The 21,099-nt window shown below is 47.2% G+C and carries 18 protein-coding genes and 1 tRNA gene; 10 read left to right on the forward strand and 9 right to left on the reverse strand.

Going from position 1 to position 21,099, the window contains the following annotated elements; genetic code table 11:
- The first annotated feature begins 36 nt into the window (after positions 1-36).
- From LKE53_02020 to htpG, 3 genes are all read left to right on the forward strand, one after another.
- Entirely contained in the window at positions 37-570 is a 534-nt protein-coding gene (locus LKE53_02020; GenBank protein MCH3971541.1) for a FumA C-terminus/TtdB family hydratase beta subunit, read from the forward strand.
- 139 nt (positions 571-709) lie between these two features.
- Positions 710-1,909 (forward strand): cation diffusion facilitator family transporter, encoded by a 1,200-nt coding sequence (locus LKE53_02025; GenBank protein ID MCH3971542.1) that lies wholly within the window; start codon positions 710-712, stop codon positions 1,907-1,909.
- A gap of 212 nt (positions 1,910-2,121) precedes the next feature.
- Positions 2,122-4,029: a molecular chaperone HtpG gene (htpG, locus tag LKE53_02030; GenBank protein MCH3971543.1), complete on the forward strand. Its 1,908-nt coding sequence runs from the start codon at positions 2,122-2,124 to the stop codon at positions 4,027-4,029.
- A gap of 83 nt (positions 4,030-4,112) precedes the next feature.
- Here htpG and LKE53_02035 read toward each other — a convergent pair whose 3' ends face one another.
- Genes LKE53_02035 through LKE53_02045 form a run of 3 tightly spaced genes read right to left on the reverse strand, consistent with a single transcriptional unit; the run spans position 4,113 to position 6,261 of the window.
- Positions 4,113-5,495: a glycine--tRNA ligase gene (locus tag LKE53_02035; GenBank protein MCH3971544.1), complete on the reverse strand. Its 1,383-nt coding sequence runs from the start codon at positions 5,493-5,495 to the stop codon at positions 4,113-4,115.
- Between the two features lie 29 nt (positions 5,496-5,524).
- Positions 5,525-5,959, reverse strand: a complete 435-nt coding sequence (locus LKE53_02040; GenBank protein ID MCH3971545.1) for a GtrA family protein — start codon at positions 5,957-5,959, stop codon at positions 5,525-5,527.
- Positions 5,960-6,003: 44 nt separating this feature from the next.
- A complete protein-coding gene (locus LKE53_02045) occupies positions 6,004-6,261 on the reverse strand; it encodes a hypothetical protein (GenBank protein MCH3971546.1) in 258 nt (85 codons plus the stop codon).
- Positions 6,262-6,347: 86 nt separating this feature from the next.
- Between LKE53_02045 and LKE53_02050 the strand changes: the two genes are divergently transcribed.
- Positions 6,348-7,112 carry an EFR1 family ferrodoxin gene (locus LKE53_02050; protein MCH3971547.1) on the forward strand — a complete coding sequence of 255 codons (765 nt, stop codon included), beginning with the start codon at positions 6,348-6,350 and terminating at the stop codon, positions 7,110-7,112.
- A gap of 167 nt (positions 7,113-7,279) precedes the next feature.
- Positions 7,280-7,355, forward strand: a tRNA-Pro gene (locus LKE53_02055).
- A 55-nt stretch (positions 7,356-7,410) separates the two neighbouring features.
- On the opposite strand, the gene LKE53_02060 is transcribed toward LKE53_02055, so the two are convergent.
- Positions 7,411-8,166 (reverse strand): response regulator, encoded by a 756-nt coding sequence (locus LKE53_02060; GenBank protein MCH3971548.1) that lies wholly within the window; start codon positions 8,164-8,166, stop codon positions 7,411-7,413.
- Entirely contained in the window at positions 8,153-10,027 is a 1,875-nt protein-coding gene (locus LKE53_02065; GenBank protein MCH3971549.1) for a histidine kinase, read from the reverse strand. The genes LKE53_02060 and LKE53_02065 overlap by 14 nt, the downstream gene beginning before the upstream one ends.
- 170 nt (positions 10,028-10,197) lie before the next feature.
- On the opposite strand from LKE53_02065, the gene LKE53_02070 reads away from it, so the two are divergent.
- From LKE53_02070 to LKE53_02080, 3 genes are all read left to right on the forward strand, one after another.
- Positions 10,198-11,532 (forward strand): ABC transporter substrate-binding protein, encoded by a 1,335-nt coding sequence (locus LKE53_02070; protein MCH3971550.1) that lies wholly within the window; start codon positions 10,198-10,200, stop codon positions 11,530-11,532.
- An 82-nt stretch (positions 11,533-11,614) separates the two neighbouring features.
- Positions 11,615-12,493, forward strand: coding sequence for a sugar ABC transporter permease (locus tag LKE53_02075; GenBank protein ID MCH3971551.1), 879 nt, complete (start codon positions 11,615-11,617; stop codon positions 12,491-12,493).
- Positions 12,493-13,359 (forward strand): carbohydrate ABC transporter permease, encoded by an 867-nt coding sequence (locus LKE53_02080; GenBank protein MCH3971552.1) that lies wholly within the window; start codon positions 12,493-12,495, stop codon positions 13,357-13,359. The genes LKE53_02075 and LKE53_02080 overlap by 1 nt, the downstream gene beginning before the upstream one ends.
- Positions 13,360-13,861: 502 nt before the next feature.
- Here the strand turns inward: LKE53_02080 and LKE53_02085 are convergent.
- The 4 genes from LKE53_02085 to dinB form a co-directional block, all read right to left on the reverse strand.
- Positions 13,862-14,596 carry an aquaporin family protein gene (locus LKE53_02085; GenBank protein ID MCH3971553.1) on the reverse strand — a complete coding sequence of 245 codons (735 nt, stop codon included), beginning with the start codon at positions 14,594-14,596 and terminating at the stop codon, positions 13,862-13,864.
- Positions 14,597-14,661: 65 nt separating this feature from the next.
- A complete protein-coding gene (glpK, locus tag LKE53_02090; protein MCH3971554.1) occupies positions 14,662-16,161 on the reverse strand; it encodes a glycerol kinase GlpK in 1,500 nt (499 codons plus the stop codon).
- Positions 16,162-16,219: 58 nt separating this feature from the next.
- Positions 16,220-16,390 carry a hypothetical protein gene (locus LKE53_02095; GenBank protein ID MCH3971555.1) on the reverse strand — a complete coding sequence of 57 codons (171 nt, stop codon included), beginning with the start codon at positions 16,388-16,390 and terminating at the stop codon, positions 16,220-16,222.
- A 384-nt stretch (positions 16,391-16,774) separates the two neighbouring features.
- A complete protein-coding gene (gene dinB / locus LKE53_02100) occupies positions 16,775-18,022 on the reverse strand; it encodes a DNA polymerase IV (GenBank protein MCH3971556.1) in 1,248 nt (415 codons plus the stop codon).
- A gap of 341 nt (positions 18,023-18,363) precedes the next feature.
- Here dinB and LKE53_02105 point away from each other — a divergent pair, with 341 nt between their 5' ends.
- Positions 18,364-19,878: a 4Fe-4S dicluster domain-containing protein gene (locus LKE53_02105; protein MCH3971557.1), complete on the forward strand. Its 1,515-nt coding sequence runs from the start codon at positions 18,364-18,366 to the stop codon at positions 19,876-19,878.
- 90 nt (positions 19,879-19,968) lie between these two features.
- Positions 19,969-21,039 (forward strand): A/G-specific adenine glycosylase, encoded by a 1,071-nt coding sequence (gene mutY, locus LKE53_02110; GenBank protein ID MCH3971558.1) that lies wholly within the window; start codon positions 19,969-19,971, stop codon positions 21,037-21,039.
- The last annotated feature ends 60 nt before the right edge of the window (positions 21,040-21,099 follow it).

Consider the following 21,099-nt stretch of genomic DNA (forward strand, 5'->3'; position numbering starts at 1 on the left):
ACAGCGTGTGCACAGGCCGCGCAGAGAGGTGCCGCTTTGGATAAAATAAAGATAAATGCACAGGAAATGACACAGCAGGCGCCTTTGCTGCACGCAGGGGAACAGGTACTTTTGAGCGGCGTGATTTACACTGCACGCGACCAGGCCCACAAACGTATTCGCGCGCTGATGACAGAGGGAAAGCCGCTGCCGTTTACGCTGGCAGGGGCTACTGTTTATTACGCTGGGCCTACCCCTACGCCGCCCAACTTGCCGATTGGTGCCTGCGGACCGACCACTTCCGGCCGCATGGACCCCTATACACCGGCTCTGCTGGATGCAGGTTTGAAGTGCATGATTGGCAAGGGCGGGCGAAGTGAAGAGGTTTGCCAGGCCATTTGCCGCAATCGTGCGGTATACCTGTGTGCAGTCGGTGGGGCAGGCGCTCTGGCGGCGCAGTGCGTAAAAAAACTAGAAGTTATCGCTTTTGAGGACCTGGGGTGCGAGTCAGTTAAGCGGCTTACAGTGCAGAATTTTCCGCTTCTAGTGGCGATTGACTGCCACGGCGGCAGCCTTTTTGCAAATAAATAGGAAATTCTTGCTATTTAATAATCGTAGTGGTATACTTCCTATTACCCAGAAATGATTGCCTCTCCGGGCGGAGAGGCTTTTTTTTACATAACGCGCGGGACAAAATTTTGCCGATGCGCGCTGGTCAGGAGGACTTTTTATGACTGAATGGTTAATTCGTCATTTTGTGCCAAACAATGAGAATACAGAAAATCAGCAGGTGCATGCGGCATATGGTCGTTTTGCAGGCACTGTCGGTGTGGCGAGCAACCTTTTTTTGGCAGTAATCAAATTTATTGCGGGCACCTTGTTCCACAGCCTTGCTATCACAGCAGATGCTGTCAACAACCTTTCCGACTGCGCAAGCAGTGTCGTCACGCTGATGGGCTTTAAGCTGGCTGAGAAGCCTGCAGATGAAGAGCATCCGTTTGGGCACGAGCGCATTGAGTATATCAGTGGGCTGATTGTCTCCATAGCAGTCTTGTTTGTCGGTATTCAGCTGGCACAAGAGGGCGTTTCAAAGATTCTTTCGCCGCAGGCGGCACAGACGGGCGTCTTGTCGATTGTGATTTTAGCGGTTTCTATCTGCATTAAACTTTGGCAGTCTTCTTTTTATCAGAAAGTTGCAAAGCGCATTGACTCTGCCACACTGGCTGCTACCGCTGCAGACAGCCGCAACGATGTGTTTTCAACTACAGCCATTCTGGTTGGCATTTTCATCACAAAACTAACCGGCTTCAACTTAGACGGCTACATGGGTCTTGCAGTGGCAGTATTGATTATTATTACAGGCATACAGCTGATTAAAGAAACCAGTGACCCGCTGCTGGGGCAGGCACCAGACAAAAAACTGGTTAATCAGATTTATAAAAGCATTATGACTTATGATGGTATTCTTGGTGTACATGACTTGACAGTACACAATTACGGCCCAAACCGCTGGTTTGCTTCTGTACACTGTGAAGTGGATGCCCACCAGGATGTTTTAGTCAGCCATGACCTGATTGACAATATCGAGCGCACGGTCGGCGCAGAGCTGGGGATTCAGCTGGTTATCCATATGGATCCCATTATTGCCGATGACCCACGTACCAACGAACTGTGCCACCAAGTGACAGAGATGGTAAAGGCCGTGGAGCCACAGGCTACCATTCATGATTTTCGCGTAGTGTGGGGGCCGACACACTCTAACTTAATTTTCGACGTGTGCGCGCCGTATTCCTGCAAACTCTCTAATGAAGAGCTGCGCCGGCGTGTGCATGTGGGCATTAAAGCACTCAGTGAAAACTACTATCCGGTGATTACAATAGACCGCGACTATGTGCCGCACAGTGCCAACAACCAGGAAGATAATAAGTAAGGCCTTGTGTAGAGGCGAAAACCGTTTGCTGACTTTTCCTTTCCAGTAAAAGACTTTTGTACAAGAATGCAGTGCCCCTGTCTTTGGGGGCACTTTTTTGTTACATTATTCACAATTTGTTTATTGAAATTCCAGTATAAAAGGACTACAATACTTTTAGCACTTGAGATAATAGAGTGCTAAAACTTCAAAAATCAGAGGCGGCGTAAAATATGAAACAGTTTAAAGCAGAATCAAAACGTCTTTTGGACCTAATGATCAATTCTATTTATACGCATAAAGAGATTTTTATGCGTGAGCTAATCAGCAACGCAAGCGATGCTATCGATAAGTTGTACTACCGCTCGCTGCAGGAAAATGACACGGGTCTTTCCCGCGATGATTTTCAGATTCACATTGCGTTGGACAAAAAGAACCGCGAACTCGTTATCGAAGATAACGGATGCGGCATGAGTAAAGAGGATCTCGAAAAAGATTTGGGCACCATTGCAAAGTCGGGTTCCCTTGCCTTTAAAAAGGAAAACCAGAAAGATGAGCATGTTGATATTATCGGGCAGTTTGGTGTAGGCTTCTATGCGGCCTTTATGGTGGCAAAGCATGTCATTGTAGAGAGCAAAGCCTATGGCAGCGATGAGGCCTGGCGCTGGCAGAGCAGCGGCACGGAGGGCTATACCGTAGATCCCTGCGAAAAAGCAGAGCGCGGCACAAAGGTTACGCTGCAGATGAAAGATAATACTGATGATGACAATTACGATACTTACCTTGATCAGTACACTATAAAGAATTTGGTGAAAAAATACAGCGACTATATCCGTTACCCCATTCGTATGGAAGTACAGAAGAGCCGTCAGAAGCCAAAGCCGGAAAATGCCCCCAAAGACTATAAACCGGAATATGAGGACTACACCGAGGTTGAAACACTCAACTCTATGGTGCCGCTATGGCGGAAAAACAAGAATGAAATTAAGCCGGAGGAATACAACAGCTTTTATAAGAGCAAATTCGGCGATTACGAGGACCCGCTGCGCGTGATTCACAGCTATAATGAGGGTGTCGCTACGTATACCGCCCTGCTTTTTATCCCGTCACACGCCAGCTACGACTACTATACGCGCGACTATGAAAAAGGACTGCAGCTGTACAGCAACGGCGTATTGATTATGGACAAGTGTGCCGATTTGCTGCCGGATTGTTTCAGCTTTGTGCGCGGCCTAGTCGACAGCCAGGACCTGAGCCTGAACATTTCCCGCGAAATGCTGCAGCATGACCGCCAGCTGCACATCATTGAGGGCCGCCTGGAAAAGAAGATTCAGTCAGAACTGAAGAATATGCTGAAAAATGACCGCACAAAATACGAACAGTTCTTTAAGGCCTTTGGCCTGCAGCTGAAGTATGGTGTTTACAGTGACTTTGGCCAGCACAAAGATCTGCTGCAGGATTTGCTGCTTTTCTATTCCAGCAAAGAGAAAAAGATGGTTACCCTGCAGGAATATGTTGACCGCATGCAGCCCGACCAGAAGTATATTTATTATGCCAGCGGCGAGTCTGTGGCTAAAGTGGATATGCTGCCGCAGACCGAGTCGGTAAAGGATAAGGGGTGCGAAATTCTGTACCTGACCCAGCCGGTCGATGAATTCGCCCTGCGCGCGATGATGAAGTACGCCGACAAGGAATTCAAGTCTGTTTCGGACGATGATTTAGACCTGCAGACTGAGGAAGAAAAGGCAGAAGCAAAGAAAAAAGTGGAAGAAAATAAGGATATGCTCAACTTCATGAAAGATGCCCTGGGCGGAGAAGTGAAACAGGTTATCCTTTCCACCAAGCTAAAGAGCCACCCGGTCTGCCTGTCTACTGACGGCGCGCTGTCACTGGAAATGGAAAAAGTGCTGAATGATATGCCAAACGGCGGTGGTGAAAAGGTAAAGGCGCAGCGTGTGCTGGAAATCAACGCAAACCATCCGATCTTCAAGAAACTGACCGCGCTGTATAAACTGGAGCCAGATAAATTGAAGAAGTACACGAAGCTGCTGTATACGCAGGCTTTGCTGATTGAAGGGGTACCGATTGACGACCCGGTTTCTTTCAGCAATGATATCTGTGATTTAATGGTCAACAGTTAAATCGGGAAGAAACATAAAATCTAAAAAACGTCCGCTGCATCACCAACAATGCAGCGGACGTTTTTGCTTTTCTTTATGAAAATTTAGTAATCAATTTTTTCCTGCAGCCATGGGGTCAGTTCTTCAATCTTTACACGCTGCTGCTCCATGGTGTCGCGGTCACGAATGGTGACGCAGCCGTCTTCTGGGCTGTCGAAATCATAGGTGATGCAGTAGGGGGTTCCGATTTCGTCCTGCCGGCGATAGCGCTTGCCGATTGAGCCGGTTTCGTCGTAGTCAACCATAAAGTCCTTTGCCAATTCTGCATATACTTTCTGTGCGGGCTCTTTCAGCTTCTTAGAGAGCGGCAGCACAGCGGCCTTGTAAGGTGCCAGGGCCGGGTGCAGATGCAGTACCACACGGGTGTCGTGCTTTTCTTCATTGACAACTTCTTCATCATATGCGTCGCACAGGAATGCAAGTGCCACACGGTCTGCACCGAGGGAAGGCTCGATGACATAGGGAATGTAGTGCTGGTTGGTTTCGGCGTCAAAGTAAGTCAGGTCTTTGCCGCTGTGTTCCTGGTGGCGCTTCAGGTCATAATCGGTGCGGTCGGCAATGCCCCACAGTTCACCCCAGCCAAACGGAAACAGGTACTCGATATCTGTTGTCGCTTTGGAGTAGAAAGAAAGCTCTTCGGCGCGGTGGTCGCGCAGACGCAGGTTTTCCTTTGTCAGCCCAAGGGAGTAGAGCCAGTTTTCGCAGTAGTCTTTCCAGTATTTGAACCATTCAAGGTCTGTATCCGGCTTGCAGAAGAACTCGCACTCCATCTGCTCAAATTCACGTGTACGGAAAGTGAAGTTGCCAGGGGTGATTTCATTGCGGAAGCTTTTGCCGATTTGGCAGACGCCAAAAGGAAGCTTTTTGCGCGTGGTACGCTGGATATTTGCGAAGTTTACAAAGATACCCTGTGCGGTTTCGGGACGCAGGTAAACGGTGTTTTTCGCGTCTTCTGTAACACCCTGAAAAGTTTTAAACATCAGGTTGAACTGGCGGATATCTGTAAAGTTTTCACTGCCGCAGTTGGGGCATTTGATGTGGTTTTCTTTGATGAAAGCCGTCATCTTTTCGTTGCTCCAGCCGTCTGCCGGTTCGCCGGTAAAGTCTTCAATCAGCTTGTCGGCGCGGTGGCGGGTCTTGCAGTCTTTGCAGTCCATCAGCGGGTCAGAAAAGCCGCCCACGTGGCCGGTAGCTACCCAGACTTCCGGATTCATCAGAATTGCGGAATCCAGCGCGACATTATAAGGGCTTTCCTGTACAAATTTTTTGAGCCAGGCGCGCTTGACATTGTTTTTAAAAGCGGCACCCAGCGGGCCGTAATCCCAGGTATTGGAAAGGCCGCCGTAAATTTCGCTGCCCGGGTAAATAAAGCCGCGGTTTTTACACAGCGAAACGATCGTGTCCATCGTTTTTTCAGTTGCTTTCATTCTGTTCTATTCCTCCAAGCCGGACAAATTCAGTCCGTTTTTTTCCGAAAAGTGATGAGCTTGCTGACAAGCCAGTTGCCCACAATCTCGATGACGTTGGTGATTAACTTCCAAATCAAATTAGACTGCCCCAGCTGTTTGACAAAGACTGTGATTAAAACCTCACCGACTGCAAAGGTAAGCAGGCGCCCGCCGGTAAAGGTAGCAAATTCATACAGAAGTGCTTTTGCTTTTTTTGCTTTGCTTTCAAAGACATACTTTTTGTTGGTAACGAATGCGAACAGCATTGCTACCAGCCAGGCAATAAAGTATGCCAGCGACGGGTCCATCTTTACGATATTTGTGAGGATAAAATAAATGGCAAGATTTAGTGCAGTTGTCAATACCCCGAAAACAATGTACAGAATCATTTCTTTCGAGGTCAGGTATTTCCACGCAGCTTTCAGCTTTTCTTTGGTCGTCATAGTGTCTGTCCTTCCCGTACGCCGCACAAGCGTACTTTATAAGTTTACCATTTCATGTAACACCTTTCAAGCGGTGTTTCTATGTTTTTCAAGTGAATTCTATTTGAAGGTGCTTTGAAGGGAAAAACGCCTGCTGCCTGCAGAAGAATCGCAGCAGCGCTATGCCGAAAAAATGCAGAGGCAGTTTTCAAAAGCTTTCCTGCAGGTAGGGAATGACTGGTGCAGAGAAAACACAGAAAAAATTTGGCAAAGAGGTAGAAACAGCTTCCGCCTTTTGATAAAATAGAAATAGGAATTTCCATAAAGGGCCGCTTTCAATAGACGGCAGAAGCAAAGTATTTGTGCTTATAAGGGTTTGTGCGGACTTTTTTGCGAGGTGAATCCATTTATGATTTTCTACTTTTCAGCTACAGGCAACAGCAAATATGTGGCCGAACGGCTCTTAAAAGTGACAGGCGGGGAGATGATTTCCATTTCCACGTGCATGAAAACCGGGCACTCTGCCTTTATGGCGGTGCAGGGGGAAAGCGTCGGCGTCGTTTTGCCGGTGTATTTTTGGGGACTGCCCGATATTGCAGAGAAATTTCTAAAGAAACTGAAACTGACAGTACCACAAGGGACTTATCTTTATTTTGTGGCTACCTATGGCACAACACCGGGAGCCAGCGGTGCATTTGCAGCACGGCTTTTGGGTGCGAAAGGCCTTTCCTTTTCCGCATGTTTTTCTGTAAAAATGCCAGATACTTGGACACCGCTTTTTGATTTGAGTAATCCGGACAAAGTGGCAGCGCAAAACGCAGCGGCCGAGGAACAGGTCAGCTTTGCAATCGAAAAAGTATCAAAACGAATGACCGGCGATTTTATGCAGAAAAAAGCGCCCTATTTGATTGCAAAGGTGTTTGCCCGTCCTGCTTATGAGTTTGCACGCCAAACTTTCCACTTTACAGTCACCGCCGACTGTGTTAGCTGTGGCCTGTGTGCTGAGAAATGTCCGGTGCAGGCGATAGAGCTGCGGGACAGAAAACCAGTTTGGGTAAAGAAAAAATGTACGCTGTGTCTGGGCTGTCTGCACCGCTGTCCCAAGTTTGCCATTCAGTACGGCAGTCATACAGAAAAGCATGGACAATACCAAAATCCGTATACGAAAGTATAACTTTGTCATGCAAACCGTCGTTTTACAGCTTATCGGCTGCGGCCAGAGGGCATAGTTTTCGCTGCAGCTGATACGCTGCTCCTCATTTTGCGTGTCTATATGGCAGATATGTTGACTTTGTCTTGACTTTTTTACAAAAATTTTTTATAATAGATAATGTTGTTTTACGAGGTGTAGCGCAGTTGGTAGCGCGCATGGTTTGGGACCATGATGTCGCAGGTTCGAGTCCTGTCACCTCGACCAAAAAAGCCCCAGGGGCCGCAAGGCTTCCTGGGGCTTTTTTATGTTTAAATATGCTTTATCTCTGCTTTAACATACGGGTGCGGTATTCACTGGGGTATTCGCCGGTATTGGATTTGAATACACGGCTGAAATAAAATGAATCTGGATAGCCAACATATTCGCCTATTTTTTTAATTTCCATTCCCGGCTCGTTTAGCAACAACTGTTTGGCAGACGCAATACGCAGCTTCCCAATATATTTAAGCGGCGTATCTTGATTGTATTTTTTAAATGTTTTTGTCAAGTACTCCTGAGAAAATCCAAATTGTTCAGCAAGCCGCCCAAGAGAGATATCTGTTCGATAATTTGCACGCAGATAATCGACCAGCAGAGTATTCAATTCTTCAGCAGATTCACCTTGAATTTGTAATTCGTCCTGACTCTGGTGTTCTGCATCTAATTGAAGCAATACACGATGTAATGCTTTTTTTAATTCTTCTGGTTTTACAGGCTTCAGTAAAAAATCGTTTACATTATATTTTATGGCTTCCTGTGCATATTTAAAGTCATCGTAGCCGCTGAGAATAATGCAATGAACCTGTGGATGGTTTTCATATAGATGATGCGCTAGAGTTAGCCCATCCATAACTGGCATACGTATATCCGTTATTACGATGTGAGGCAGGTGCTCTTCTACTAATTTCAATGCGGTTGCTCCGTCACCGGCATCTCCTGCTGCTGCAAATGGAAGGTTTAATGCTCCGATTTTTTTCAGTACATTGCGGCGGATAAGCGGTTCATCTTCTGCAACGATATACTTATAAATGCGCATGGGTAGGACTCTCCTTTTTTAGGTTCACTGGACCGCCGATGAGAAAAGTAGTCTTTCCAGGGATATGGTTGTCAATATCAAAAAAGGCCTGGTCACCATAGAGTAGTATTAACCGCAGCCAGACATTTTTAAGGCCCATGCCCCCAATCTTCATATTTTGAAGCTCATCAGCTTTGTGCATATGGTGCAGTTCAGAAAGAATTGTGCTGCGCTTTTCGTCTGAAAGACAGCCGCCGCTGTCCTCTACACAAATACGCCAGACATTGCCGTCAGAAGTGGCAGATACATGTAGAAACCAAGGTGGCGGGCCATTAAAAGCATATTTAAATGCATTTTCGACCAAAGGCTGTACAATCAATTTAGGAATTAGCACAGCACCTATTTCTGGTGAGACATCGTTTGTATAAGAAAGCGCATCGCCAAAGCGAATCTGCATGCAGGAAATATATTTTTCAGTACAGTCCAATTCTTCTTGTAGAGGAACCATACTTTGGCTGCTGTCAGAGATATAGCGAAAGTAATCGCAGAGTGCATTGCAAAGATGTGTGATGACCGCATCTTCACCGTCTTCGGCAAGAATGCTGATACTAGTTAAGCTGTTATAAAGGAAATGCGGGTTGATAAGGCTTTGTGTTGCCTGTAGGTCAGCCCGTATTTCTTCTGAACGGGCTAGCAGTAAATCATGGGAAGAGGTGCATAGCTGGCTATACATGTTTTGATAAGAAGTGCATAGATCAGCAATTTCTGCGATATTGCTGTCAGGGAGAGCCGGCGCTTTTTGGTTTGAATCCAGTACGCGGTCGATTGTCAGTTTCTTTATCGTGTGTGTTAGTTTGCGCAGAGGAAGAGACATTTGTTTTGCAAGAAGAAAGCAAATGGCCAACGTTGCCAAAAGAGCGGCTGCGGCAAAACATAAGAAAGATGCGCGAAAGGGAATCAGGGAAGCATAAACAGTTGCTTGCGGTTCAGCAGCGACGACTGTCCAGCCGTATTTTGACAAAGAACTGCAGGAGATAAGCTGAGAAGATTTTGCGGATACAGAGAGCATGCAACCTTCTCCATCTTTTAAATGAGCATTTTTTGTCAGTGCTAAGTAATCAGTGTGGGCTTCGCTGCCGGCATAAGGGTAAACCAACTCATTTCGATCGTTATATATATATAAATGCAAGCCGTTGTTGGAAGACTGCATTTCATCAGCTAAAGCAAAGATTTGTCCACAATCCTGTACAACTTCAAAAATGCCTTCTGCTTTATCTTTTTCGTTAAAAAACATACGGTTAAGTGACATAAAGCAATGGGAGCTTTGGTTAGCATTCTTTGCAGGAAGGCTTAGGTTCGTTTCCGGTGCGGAAATATATTTTAAACCCTTTTGTGCAGTTACCTTTTGGTACCAAGGGAGAGTGTTTAATTTTACAGTGGAGATACGCTGCTGAAATCCAGAGCCGACACAGGAGCCATCCATGGTGTAAAGATTGACCTGTGTAACAGTTTGGTAAGAACCGATCATTGCAGTAATGACATCATAAATTGCCGAAGCATCGCTGCGCGAATGCAAAGTGTCGGTTGCGCTGGGGGCAGGCATTGCTGCATAAGAAGCAAAGCTGCTGAAATTTTTGCGAATAGCGCTGGAATATACTAGATTTAAAGAAATTGTAGACATATTGTCTAGCTCAGTTGTAACTGAATCACGTACAGAGGCACAAATGTTGGTTTGCTTTATTGTGGCATCATGTAGTACATTTTGGCGGTTAAAATGATAGATGTATATGAAAAGTGAGAGCAAAACCAAAAGAATAAAAATGCCATACACAGAAAAAAGACGAGTCCTTTGGGAAAAGCGGTGCCGCGTGTGTTTAGGCACAGGTAAATCACTTCCTTTTAAAACAGTTTATAATATAGTTCAAAAAAATGCAAGCAACTGTTTGATTTTATCTATTTTAAACATAGATAATTCAGTGTATTATTTATTTACGATAAAACAAGCGCTTGAAATCAACAAAATATAGGCAATATTTACGGGAGGAAACTACTGTGAAAAAGAGTGGAAAACGAATTTTGTCATTCACAATGGCGGCGGTTATGGCTGTGGGGTGTTTAGCTGGCTGTTCATCAGAAGACAGCAGTACAGCATCTGGCGGCACAAGCGGCAAATCAACCGGAATAACCCTTACCTTTGGTTCCCATCAGTCTGGTTTGCCAACTTCAGGTATAGTACAGAAATTGGCCGCTGAGTTTGAAAAGGAGAGCGGCATAAAAATTGATTTTCAGATTTCACCTGACGCTCAATGGCGTGATCTGCTGAAAGTAAAGGAACAATCAGGCGAGGTCCCCGACATTTTCTGTGCCGATACGACCAACTCTCTAGAAAGTGCAATCAATCCTGAAAAATACTGTGCTGATCTTTCCGACCAATCATGGGTAAGCAGAATAGATAAGGATGTGTTGCCATCCGTTTCTTTAAAAAACAAAGTATACGGAATTACTTTCCCGGGAAAGAAAATGTATTTTTACATTTACAATAAAGAAATATTTAAAAAATGCGGAATTGCAAATGTACCGACAACATATCAGGAACTTAAGGACGCGTGCGCAAAAATAAAAACAAAAATGCCGGATGTTACACCTATTTATGAGGCTACGACAGATGGCTGGCATCAGGTCTTGCCAGTAGCAGAAAATTCGGGCGTTTATCTGAAAGAGGATGCAAATCTGTTTACGGAATTGAATGCAAATAAAAAGAAGCTGACAGATATTCCACAGATGAAGACAATCCTAAACCAGATGAAAGAATGCGCCAGTTTAGGGTATTTTGGTAAGGACTATATGAGCAATGCAACGGCTGATGCAAAAGAAGCGATGGCAAAAGGCAAAGCAGCTATGTATATTGCCGAGGCGGCTTTCCGCGATGAAATTAAAGCGGACTACCCGAACTGTAAGACGAATTTCGGCATTTTTGTACAGCCTTGGGGTGATAATCAGGTTATTGGTGTAAACCCTGCCAGTAATGCGTACTTTATCAGTAAAGACAGTAAAAATGCCGATGCAGCTAAAAAGTTCTTTGACTTTTTGGCACGTCCGGAAAACTTGAAAAAACGTTTGGCAGGGCAGCCTGGTATTTCAGAGGTCTGTTGGCCTGAGATTAAGGGAAAGTACACTGACGAAGACCAAAAATACATCAAGAGCCATAAAACCGCAAAGGTTTTACAGATTGGTGCCAACTATGTTGACGTTCAGTTTATGGATATTGGCAAAGATATTGAGTCTATGTATACAGGTGCTATGACACCTGATGATGTGATAAAGAGCGCAGAAAAGCGCCGTCAGCAGCAGGCACAGCTACAGAAAGACCCCGCATTTACATCCTGACAGAAAAGGGAGCTTTCTAAAAGGAAGCTCCCTTTTTGAATACAGGCAAATTCACATATTTAGTGTAAACGGAGGAATTAGTATGGACCGAAAAAAAATATATCCGTGGTGGTTCGCTGTACCTGCTGCAGCCATTTTCTTTCTGCTGTGCCTGCTGCCGGGGCTGTTAGGCATTGGCTACTCTTTTACAGATTGGAACAGCTTTACAGAGAAAATTAATTTTGTGGGACTGCAAAATTACCAAAAAATCTTTTCCGGACACTCGGAGTATCTGAGCTATATCAGCAATACCATTTTATTTACCGTTGCGACAACAATTACAAAAACAATTTTAGGCCTGCTTATGGCATTGCTTTTGACCAGACCTTTTATCCGCTTGCGCAATGTGCACCGTATGATTATCTTTTCGCCGCAGGTTATGTCTTTTTTGGTTGTTGGCTTGGTGTTTCAAAGCATGCTGCACCCGACTACCGGTTTCGTAAATAATTTTTTGCGGTCAATCGGTCTTGGCTCGTTGGCACAGAACTGGCTGACAGATTTGCACTTTGTTTGGCCTTCAGTAATTGCTGTGGATACCTGGAAAGGTATGGGCTATATTATGATGGTTATTATTGCGGGCCTTACCTCAATTGCGCCCGAGTATTATGAAGCAGCCAGTATGGACGGCGCAAATTTTTGGCAGCAGTTTCAGCATGTTACGTTACCACTGCTGCGCCCGGTTATTGTAAATGTGACAGTACTGAATATTACATACGGTTTGCGTGTCTTTGATATGATTTATGCTTTAACGAACGGCGGCCCCGGCAACGCAACAGGAGTTATCAATACCGCTGTTTACAAATTGTTTTCAACGGGCGATTATGCAATGGGTACCACCTTGTCTAGTGTGCTGTTCTTTTTCATGCTGGCTTTGCTGTATTTTATTTTGCGCTCTATGGAGAATAAGGAGGTAGAAGCTTAATGTCTGCTGAAGAAATCACAAAAAAGAAATCCGGCAAAGGGACACATGTCTTGGGAAGCGTGTGGAAAGTAATTGCAAATATTGTCACGGTGTTTCTTTCTTTGGTTGTTATTTTACCGCTGGTTGTATTGTTCTTGAATTCTTTTAAAACGAAGGGCGATTCAAACACAATGTCGCTCACTTTGCCTAAAACCTGGCAGCCGCAGAACTATGTAGTCGTGATGAAGCAAGGCAAACTGGTTTCTTCTTTTTGTAACAGTTTGCTATACTCTTTGTGCAGTGTTGTTATCATTATCATTTTGGTGGCTGCTGCAGCATATGTCATTTCCCGCAATCGAAAAGGGACAAACAAATTCTTGTATTACTTCATTGTCTCGGGTATTGCAATGCCAATTAACAATGTCGCACTGATGAAAGTGATGCAGGTAACGCATTTAGTCAATACACGTCCAGGCATTATCCTCCTTTATGTGGCGGTCAATATTCCTCTCAGCCTATTTTTAGCGTATGGCTTTATTGGGACGATTCCACGTGATATTGACGAAGCGGCAATCATCGACGGCTGCTCGCCGTGGCGGTTGTTTATCAGTGTTATTCTCCCGCTGTTGGTGCCAATGATGGCAACCCTTTTTGTATTGAATTTCATGGCAATTTGGAATGACTTTACGATGCCGCTGTACTATTTGAATAAATCCACAAAATGGCCAATGACGCTTGCCGTCTACAATTTCTTTGGCGCATTTGAAAATTCATGGAATCTGGTCAGTGCGGATATTATTCTGACGATCGTACCGGTTCTGTTGGTATTCATTGTAGGACAGAAATACATTGTTGGCGGTATGTCCAGTGGAGCAGTGAAAGGATAATAAGAAGGCAGCTTGCTGCTTTTTACAAAAGCAAAAGTTTCTGTGATGATTCGTAACTTTGGATTATCATGGAAATTTTTGCTGTCACTAAAGAGTCGTTTCATGTAAAAAGTAGGCAGCAAACGGATAACGGGTGATAAAATCCACAAAGACTTTGCTATAGGTAATGCGGCGCAGCATGCTAGACTTGCCCACGTCGGCTTTGATTGGAGAAGACAGACTTCAAGTATCAGATATGCCGTATCTGCAAATGGCAGTTTTGTGGCCATTATGTTTTCTAATGGAACTTGTGTTACATGGCTTGCAGATGAAATGAAAAAGAAGGATGAATCAATATAGACATTTCATACGGGTGCAGAAACACACAAAATAAAAGCCGCACAGCTTTGCTTTTGCAAAAAGCTGTGCGGCTTTTTCTAAACCATGTCATTCCAGAAAGATTGTGAAGGTGTATTTCATAGGACCAGACAGATTGCAGGTCGTGTCAGTACATCAAATGCTGTCAGACCAATGCAACAACCTGAGTCCACGGAATCACGGAGTAAAGCAGAACTGCAACCAAACCGCCAACGATTGGCCCAAAGATTGGCACAATCAGGCCATACTTAAAGTTGCTGGTGCCTTTGCCTTTGATCGGCAGAACTGCATGCGCAAGACGAGGCCCAAGGTCACGAGCAGGGTTAATTGCATATCCGGTCAGGCCGCCAAGGCTCATGCCTACAGAAACGATGATACCATTGACCAGCAGTTTTGCAACGCCGGCGTTCAGTTCAGGAACCTGTGCAAGACCAAGAATTGTGAAGACCAGCACAAATGTGCCAATCAATTCGCTGAAGAAGTTGCGTCCCATATTCGGGATTGCAGGGCCGGTGCTGAAGACACCAAGCTTTGTGCCGGGGTCGTCAGTTGCATCAAACTGATCTTTGAACAGCAGGTAAACAATGCAGGCACCAACAAAACCGCCTGCTACCTGAGCAATAATGTAGCCGGGAACCATTGACCATTTGAACTGACCGGCAGCGGCCAGTGCAATCGTCAGTGCAGGGTTAAAGCTAGCGCCGGAAGCTTTGCCAAAGACAAATGCCGGCAGCATGACTGCAAGGCCCCAAGCAAGCGTAATCTGTATGGAACCAGCGCCTTTCATGCCGGATTTGTTCAGCGTAACGTTTGCTACCACGCCGTCGCCGAGGATAATCAGGATCATCGTACCAACAAATTCAGATATGTACGGTAGCATAATAGTTTCCTCCCAACTCTTATTCGTTTTTTATATACCGTATGTAAGCTGTGTGAACAAAAAGCTTATTCGTCTTTTGCCCAGCCGTAAGAGCATTTCACAGCTTTGTTCCAGCCTTTGATGCGGGCAGCACGCTCTTCTTCCGAAATTTCCGGTTTGAAGGTGCGGTCGATTGCCCAGTTCTTAATAACATCTTCTTTGCTGTTCCAGTAGCCGACAGCAAGACCGGCCAGATAAGCAGCACCCATTGCGGTGGTTTCGACACAGGTCGGGCGCAGTACCGGCGCATTGATGATATCAGCCTGGGTCTGCATCAGGTAGTTATTGGCGCAGGCGCCGCCGTCTACTTTTAGGGCAGCTAAGTCAATGCCAGAGTCTGCTTTCATTGCGTTCAAAACATCGTTGACCTGATAGGTCAGGCTGTCCAGTGTAGCGCGGATGATGTGATACTTATTGCAGCCGCGGGTCAAGCCAACAATGGTGCCGCGTGCATACTGATCCCAGTGCGGAGCACCAAGGCCGGTAAATGCAGGGACAACATAGCAGCCGTCGGTATCCTTTACTTTGTTTGCCATGTACTCAGAATCCGGGGAAGAATCAATGACTCTCAGCTGATCACGCAGCCACTGAATTGCCGCGCCGGCTACAAAGATGGAACCTTCCAGTGCGTAGTTTACCTTGCCGTCAAGGCCCCAGGCGATGGTTGTAACCAAGCCGTTCTTAGAGAAGACAGGCTGTTCGCCAGTGTTCATCAGCATAAAGCAACCGGTGCCATAGGTGTTCTTTGCCTCGCCAGGTTTAAAGCAGGTCTGTCCGAACAATGCAGCCTGCTGGTCGCCGGCAGCGCCGGCAATCGGAATCGGGCCGCCCAGGAACTGCGGATCTGCGGTGCCGTACACACAGCTAGACGGCATCGGTGTCGGCAGCATGCATTCCGGAATATCCAGTTCTTTAAGAATATCTTTATCCCACTGCAGGGTGTTGATGTTAAACAGCATGGTACGGGAAGCGTTGGAGTAATCCGTTACATGAATCTTGCCACCGGAAAGCTTCCACATTAGCCAGCAGTCAACGGTGCCAAAGAGTAGGTCGCCGCGCTCTGCACGCTCACGTACGCCGGGGACATTTTCAAGAATCCAGTGAAGCTTTGTGCCGGAGAAGTAAGCATCTATGACTAGGCCGGTCTTTTGGCGGAAAGTATCGGTCAAGCCCTTTGCTTTCAGGCTGTCGGCATACTCTGCGGTGCGGCGGCACTGCCAGACAATGGCGTGATATACAGGCTCACCGGTATGTTTATCCCACACAATGGTCGTTTCACGCTGGTTTGTAATGCCAATTGCTGCAATTTCCTCTGCGGTTGCGCCAATTTTCTGCATTGCTTCCACGGCTACGCTTAACTGAGTTGCCCAGATTTCATTAGCATCATGCTCGACCCAGCCTGGCTTTGGGAAAAACTGTGTGAATTCTTTCTGCGCAACGCTGCAGATTTCACCTTTCTGATTAAAAAGGATGCAGCGGTTGGAAGTCGTTCCTGCGTCAAATGCCATTACATACTTTTTTGCCATGATCTTTTTTCCTCCTTCAGGTAGAAATTCTTGGTTTGGGCTTTTCAGAGGCCCTAGGTTACAGTTTATTGTTGGAATAGGAAAGGTGCTTTTTCACTTCCGGGGATTTTGGGGATAAGGCCAGCCGCCGCTGCCGGTTTCCCCAATCCGGCAGCAACAGCCAACCCACTTGTAAGCAAATAAAAAAGAGCATAGAAACCACTGCCTCTAAAAGGCTGCGATTTCCCATACTCTATACTCCGGGTTACAAGATTCAGTTGAAAAAGTTCCTTTAACTTTGGCTTATACTATAGCACATCTTTTTACAAAATACAAGTCGATTTTTACAAAATTCTAAAAAAAATTTATAAAAAACTGTGTTTTTTGAGAAACAATATACAAAACAAGGGGGAATTTGCGGGAGAAAAGGTCATTGTTCATGACAGAATTGAATCTGACAGAATGCGGTTCTTCTGCGTCAAAAAGCACCCGCTGCTTTTGCCGGAAACTTTGTGGTCGTTTACATTATAAGATCCATTAAGCCCTGGGCAGCTTTATTCGCGCTGCAAAAGCTGTTTTTGCAAAGAAAAACGGCAGCGCGTTTTTTGCGTGCTGCCAAGGGGGTGTATCCGTTTCATTTTACTTTGTCTGCGGCAGGCGGCAGCGCGCAGACACCATGGATTTTTGTACCGGAAAGCTGCTCGTCTGCCAGCAGCACCGCAGGGTGGATACAAAATTTACCGTACCGCTTTTTCAGCTGGTCTGTCGCGGAGTCCAGACTTTCAGCCCGCATTCTGGCTTTTTCATCGCAGAAAAGGCTGGTTTGCTCGCCTTGGCTTGCACAGACAAAGTCCGAAACGGTAATGCCGACGCTGCGCACCGGACGCTCCCAGTGATAGTTTGCGCAGAAAAGCGCGTAGGCGTCTGCAGCAATTTCCCGGGTGATATTGGTGTACTGCTGCCGTGCATGCTGCCGCGTAAAAGAATGCAGCCGGCAGTCACGCACACCGATGGAAATGGTCCGGGCCAGAAAACCCTGTTCCCGCAGGCGGCACGCAACGCTGTCTGCTAAAACCAAAAGAATGACTTTTACATCTTCACTGCAGGTGAGGTCGCGTGGCGTTGTGGTGGAGTTGCCGATGGATTTGACTGCAGGCCGGTTTCCCCAGCGCTCAACAGGGGAGGTATCGAGGCCGTTGGCATAACTCCACAACAGGGTGCCGCTTTTCCCAAAAGCTGCCTGCAGGGTTTTCTGCGGCATGGCGGCCAGGTCTCCAATCGTGTGCACGCCGTACTCCAGCAGCCTTTTTTGGGTCGCTTTGCCGACAAACAGCAGGTCAGATGCCGGCAGAGGCCAAATCCTGTTTTTCCAGCTGTCCTGCAGAAAAACCGTCGTGGCATCCGGCTTTTTGTAGTCGCTGCCCAGCTTTGCAAAGACTTTGTTCCAGCTGACGCCGACGCTTACGGTGATGCCCAGTTCCCGGTGGATACGGCTGCGCAGTTCGTTGGCAAGCTGAATACCTGCTTCAGCAGACGAGACGCTGCCGGTAATGTCCAGCCAGGCTTCGTCTAGGCCAAACGGCTCTACTAAATCGGTGTACTGCAGGTAAATTTCTCTTGCGCGCTGTGAAAAATTCTGATAAAGTGGAAAGCGCGGCGGCAGCACGACCAGCTGCGGGCATTTGCGGCGCGCCTGCCACAGGGCTTCGCCGGTCTGCACACCGCAGTTTTTGGCCAGCTGATTTTTCGTCAGAATAATGCCGTGGCGCTGCTGGGGGTCGCCGCCCACGGCAAAAGGCCTGCCTTTTAGTTCCGGATGGTACAGTGCTTCTACAGAAGCATAAAAACAGTTGCAGTCGCTGTGCAGAATGATGCGGCTCATGTCCGGCGCCTCCTTTCAAAATAGAAAAAGCGAAAAGAACAAATGTTTTAACCTAATAATAGCACAAATGTTCGCCAAAAGCAATTCTTTTACCGGTATAAATTCTGTATTCTTTTGGTCCTACAAATTCAATACATAATCTTCACAAAAAAACCTTTCTGAAATCATCAGTCTCACAAAATTATAAAAATGACAAGACAAAAGCCCACCTATTTGTTATAATAGAATTGTTATCAGTGCTTTTTTGAAAGCATCTGTCAGTACGGGAATTCTTTCTTTATTTAAAGAAAAACGGCTGCCAGATTAAAAATAATTACTGAAGAGGAGAATGTTTCATGGCTATCAGAGGTGTACACTCTTCCGTTACGGAAATTCGCCGCAAAGTCTTTACTGAAGTGGCACGCTTGGCCTATGAGGGGGGCGACTATGCCCACCGTATTGAAGAGCTTCCATACAAAATTGCGCCCGGTGAGCACTCCAGCTATCGCAACAGTATTTTCCTGGAGCGCGCCATTGTTGGCGAGCGCCTGCGCCTTGCAATCGGCCTGCCCTTACGGCCTGTAGAACAGAATGAACCGCTTTCTGAAGGAATTGTTGAAAGTGCCATTGCGGAAAAATACTATGATCCGCCGCTGGTCAATGTGATTAAATTTGCATGTAATGCTTGTCCGGAGAAATCTGTGCATATTACAGAGATGTGCCAGAATTGTCTGGATCATCCCTGCAGGGAGGTCTGCCCCCGCCATGCAATTTCTGAAGATATCGAGACCGGAAAAAGCAAAATCGACCAAAAGCTTTGTGTGAAATGCGGCCGCTGTGTCAATGTGTGCCCTTATCATGCAATCGTGCGCATCGAGCGGCCCTGCGCTGCTGCCTGCGGCATGAATGCTATTTCTTCTGACAAAGACGGGCATGCAACCATTGATTATGACAAATGTGTTTCCTGCGGCCAGTGTCTGGTCAGCTGCCCGTTTGGCGCAATTTCGGACAAGGGGCAGATTTTCCAGGTTGTACATGCACTCAAACAGGAAGGCGAAATTTACGCGGCTGTTGCGCCCGCCTTTGTGGGGCAGTTTGGTCCGGAAATGACCCCTGAAAAGATGCGCGCCGCGTTCCAGCAGCTGGGCTTCACAGATATTTCCGAGGTTGCTGTCGGTGCTGACCTGTGCACACTGGAAGAAGCGCATGACTTTATCGACAAGGTGCCGAAGAAGCAGCCATTCCTGGCAACTTCCTGCTGCCCGGCGTGGTCGGTTATGGCGAAAAAGGAATTCCCACAGTTTGCCCCGTATATTTCCATGGCCCTAACGCCGATGGTGCTGACTGCCCGCCGACTGAAAAAAATACATCCAAACTGCAAGGTGGTCTTTGTCGGCCCCTGCGCAGCGAAAAAGCTGGAAGCAAGCCGCCGCACGATTCGCAGCGATGTGGACTTTGTGCTCACCTTTGAAGAAGTCATGGGTATGTTTGAGGCCCGCGGCGTCGATTTGGTCGCTGCCCTGCCGGACAGCGACCTGGATGACGCAACAGCTGCCGGACGCGGCTTTGCTGTCAGTGGAGGTGTTGCCAAAGCGGTTGTCGATGTCATTCATAAAATTGACCCCAACCGCGAGGTCAAGGTGCAGGCGTCCCAAGGCCTGCGGGAGTGCCGCCAGATGATGCGCCTTGCAAAGGCCGGCAAGTACAACGGATATCTGCTGGAGGGCATGGCATGTCCGGGCGGCTGTGTAGCTGGCGCCGGCACACTGCAGCCTGTGGCAAAATCCACAGCATTGGTCAAGAAGTATACCAGTGACGCAGATAAAAAGAATGCGCTGGAGAGCCCTTACGGCGATATGGCGGATAAGCTGGATTAAACGGATACAGGATCTTTGAGAATGCCCTGCCCAGCTGTGCTGGCAGGGCATTCCTTATACTACTTTTCATGGGGAAGGACAGAATTGCTGATGCAGGGCAATATACAAATTGTGCAGCCGCTGCTTGCGTGGTACCATGCAAATGCGCGCAATCTGCCTTGGCGGCATTCACCGACGCCTTACCGGGTGTGGGTCTCTGAAATCATGCTGCAGCAGACACGGGTAGAAGCGGTAAAAGGATACTTTGAGCGCTTTCTGTGTGCGGCACCGGATTTGCCTGCTTTGGCGGCACTGCCGCAGGAGCGCCTGCTGAAACTGTGGGAGGGCCTGGGCTATTATTCGCGTGCACGAAATTTGCAGAAAACCGCAAAAATCGCGGTTAAGCAGTATGGCGGAAAGCTACCCGCGTCTTATGAGGAATTGCTGCGCATGCCGGGCATTGGTCCCTACACAGCGGGGGCAGTCGCCTCCATTGCATTTCACCTGCCCGTGGCTGCAGTAGACGGCAATGTTCTGCGCGTATGGATGCGTTTAACAGCTGACGCTGCCGATGTCGCGGATGCCGCCGTAAAAAAGCGGATAACAGCACAAATACAGGAAATTTTGCCGGCAGACAGAAGCGGGGACTTTAACCAGGCTATGATGGAACTCGGCGCGGTCGTTTGCGTGCCGAATGCGGCGCCAAAATGCATGAAATGCCCGCTGCAAAAGCTATGTGCGGCACATTCCACTGGTACAGAGCTGCAGTTCCCGGTCAAAAAGCCAAAACCGCCCCGCCGGGCAGAGGACCGCACAGTTTTTCTGTTGGAGCAAGAGGGTAGAATCGCCCTGCGCCGGCGGCCGTCCAAAGGTCTGCTGGCTTCTTTGTGGGAGCTGCCGCAAAGCGAGGGGCAACTGACACAAAAGCAGGCAGTGGCGGCGGTGCGGCTGCTTGGGCTGGAGCCTGTGCGGTTAAAAAAGCTGCCGCCGGCAAAGCATATCTTTACACATGTTGAGTGGCACATGACCGCATGGCGGGTTCAGCTGGCACCGGCGGCCGAGGCACCGGGCCTGGTCTGGGCCTCTGCGGAAGAACTGCGCCAGCGCTACCCACTGCCGAGCGCATTTAAGCCATATCTGCTTCTCTTTTTACAAAATGAGGATAATCTAAAAAAGAGTTAACATAAACTGTTGTTTTCTCAGAATAGAAATCTTATACTATATATAAAATAGACTTGAAAG

It is taken from the genome of Oscillospiraceae bacterium, from assembly GCA_022483045.1.
GTDB lineage: Bacteria > Bacillota > Clostridia > Oscillospirales > Acutalibacteraceae > Caproicibacterium.

Excerpts from the sequence above, each read along its gene's own strand:
- LKE53_02025 (MCH3971542.1), top strand. The coding sequence starts at position 710 with ATGACTGAATGGTTAATTCGTCATTTTGTGCCAAACAATGAGAATACA.
- htpG (MCH3971543.1), top strand. The coding sequence starts at position 2,122 with ATGAAACAGTTTAAAGCAGAATCAAAACGTCTTTTGGACCTAATGATC.
- LKE53_02035 (MCH3971544.1), bottom strand. The coding sequence starts at position 5,495 with ATGAAAGCAACTGAAAAAACGATGGACACGATCGTTTCGCTGTGTAAA.
- LKE53_02040 (MCH3971545.1), bottom strand. The coding sequence starts at position 5,959 with ATGACGACCAAAGAAAAGCTGAAAGCTGCGTGGAAATACCTGACCTCG.
- LKE53_02045 (MCH3971546.1), bottom strand. The coding sequence starts at position 6,261 with ATGGAAATTCCTATTTCTATTTTATCAAAAGGCGGAAGCTGTTTCTAC.
- LKE53_02050 (MCH3971547.1), top strand. The coding sequence starts at position 6,348 with ATGATTTTCTACTTTTCAGCTACAGGCAACAGCAAATATGTGGCCGAA.
- LKE53_02060 (MCH3971548.1), bottom strand. The coding sequence starts at position 8,166 with ATGCGCATTTATAAGTATATCGTTGCAGAAGATGAACCGCTTATCCGC.
- LKE53_02075 (MCH3971551.1), top strand. The coding sequence starts at position 11,615 with ATGGACCGAAAAAAAATATATCCGTGGTGGTTCGCTGTACCTGCTGCA.
- LKE53_02080 (MCH3971552.1), top strand. The coding sequence starts at position 12,493 with ATGTCTGCTGAAGAAATCACAAAAAAGAAATCCGGCAAAGGGACACAT.
- LKE53_02085 (MCH3971553.1), bottom strand. The coding sequence starts at position 14,596 with ATGCTACCGTACATATCTGAATTTGTTGGTACGATGATCCTGATTATC.
- glpK (MCH3971554.1), bottom strand. The coding sequence starts at position 16,161 with ATGGCAAAAAAGTATGTAATGGCATTTGACGCAGGAACGACTTCCAAC.
- LKE53_02095 (MCH3971555.1), bottom strand. The coding sequence starts at position 16,390 with ATGGGAAATCGCAGCCTTTTAGAGGCAGTGGTTTCTATGCTCTTTTTT.
- dinB (MCH3971556.1), bottom strand. The coding sequence starts at position 18,022 with ATGAGCCGCATCATTCTGCACAGCGACTGCAACTGTTTTTATGCTTCT.
- mutY (MCH3971558.1), top strand. The coding sequence starts at position 19,969 with ATGCAGGGCAATATACAAATTGTGCAGCCGCTGCTTGCGTGGTACCAT.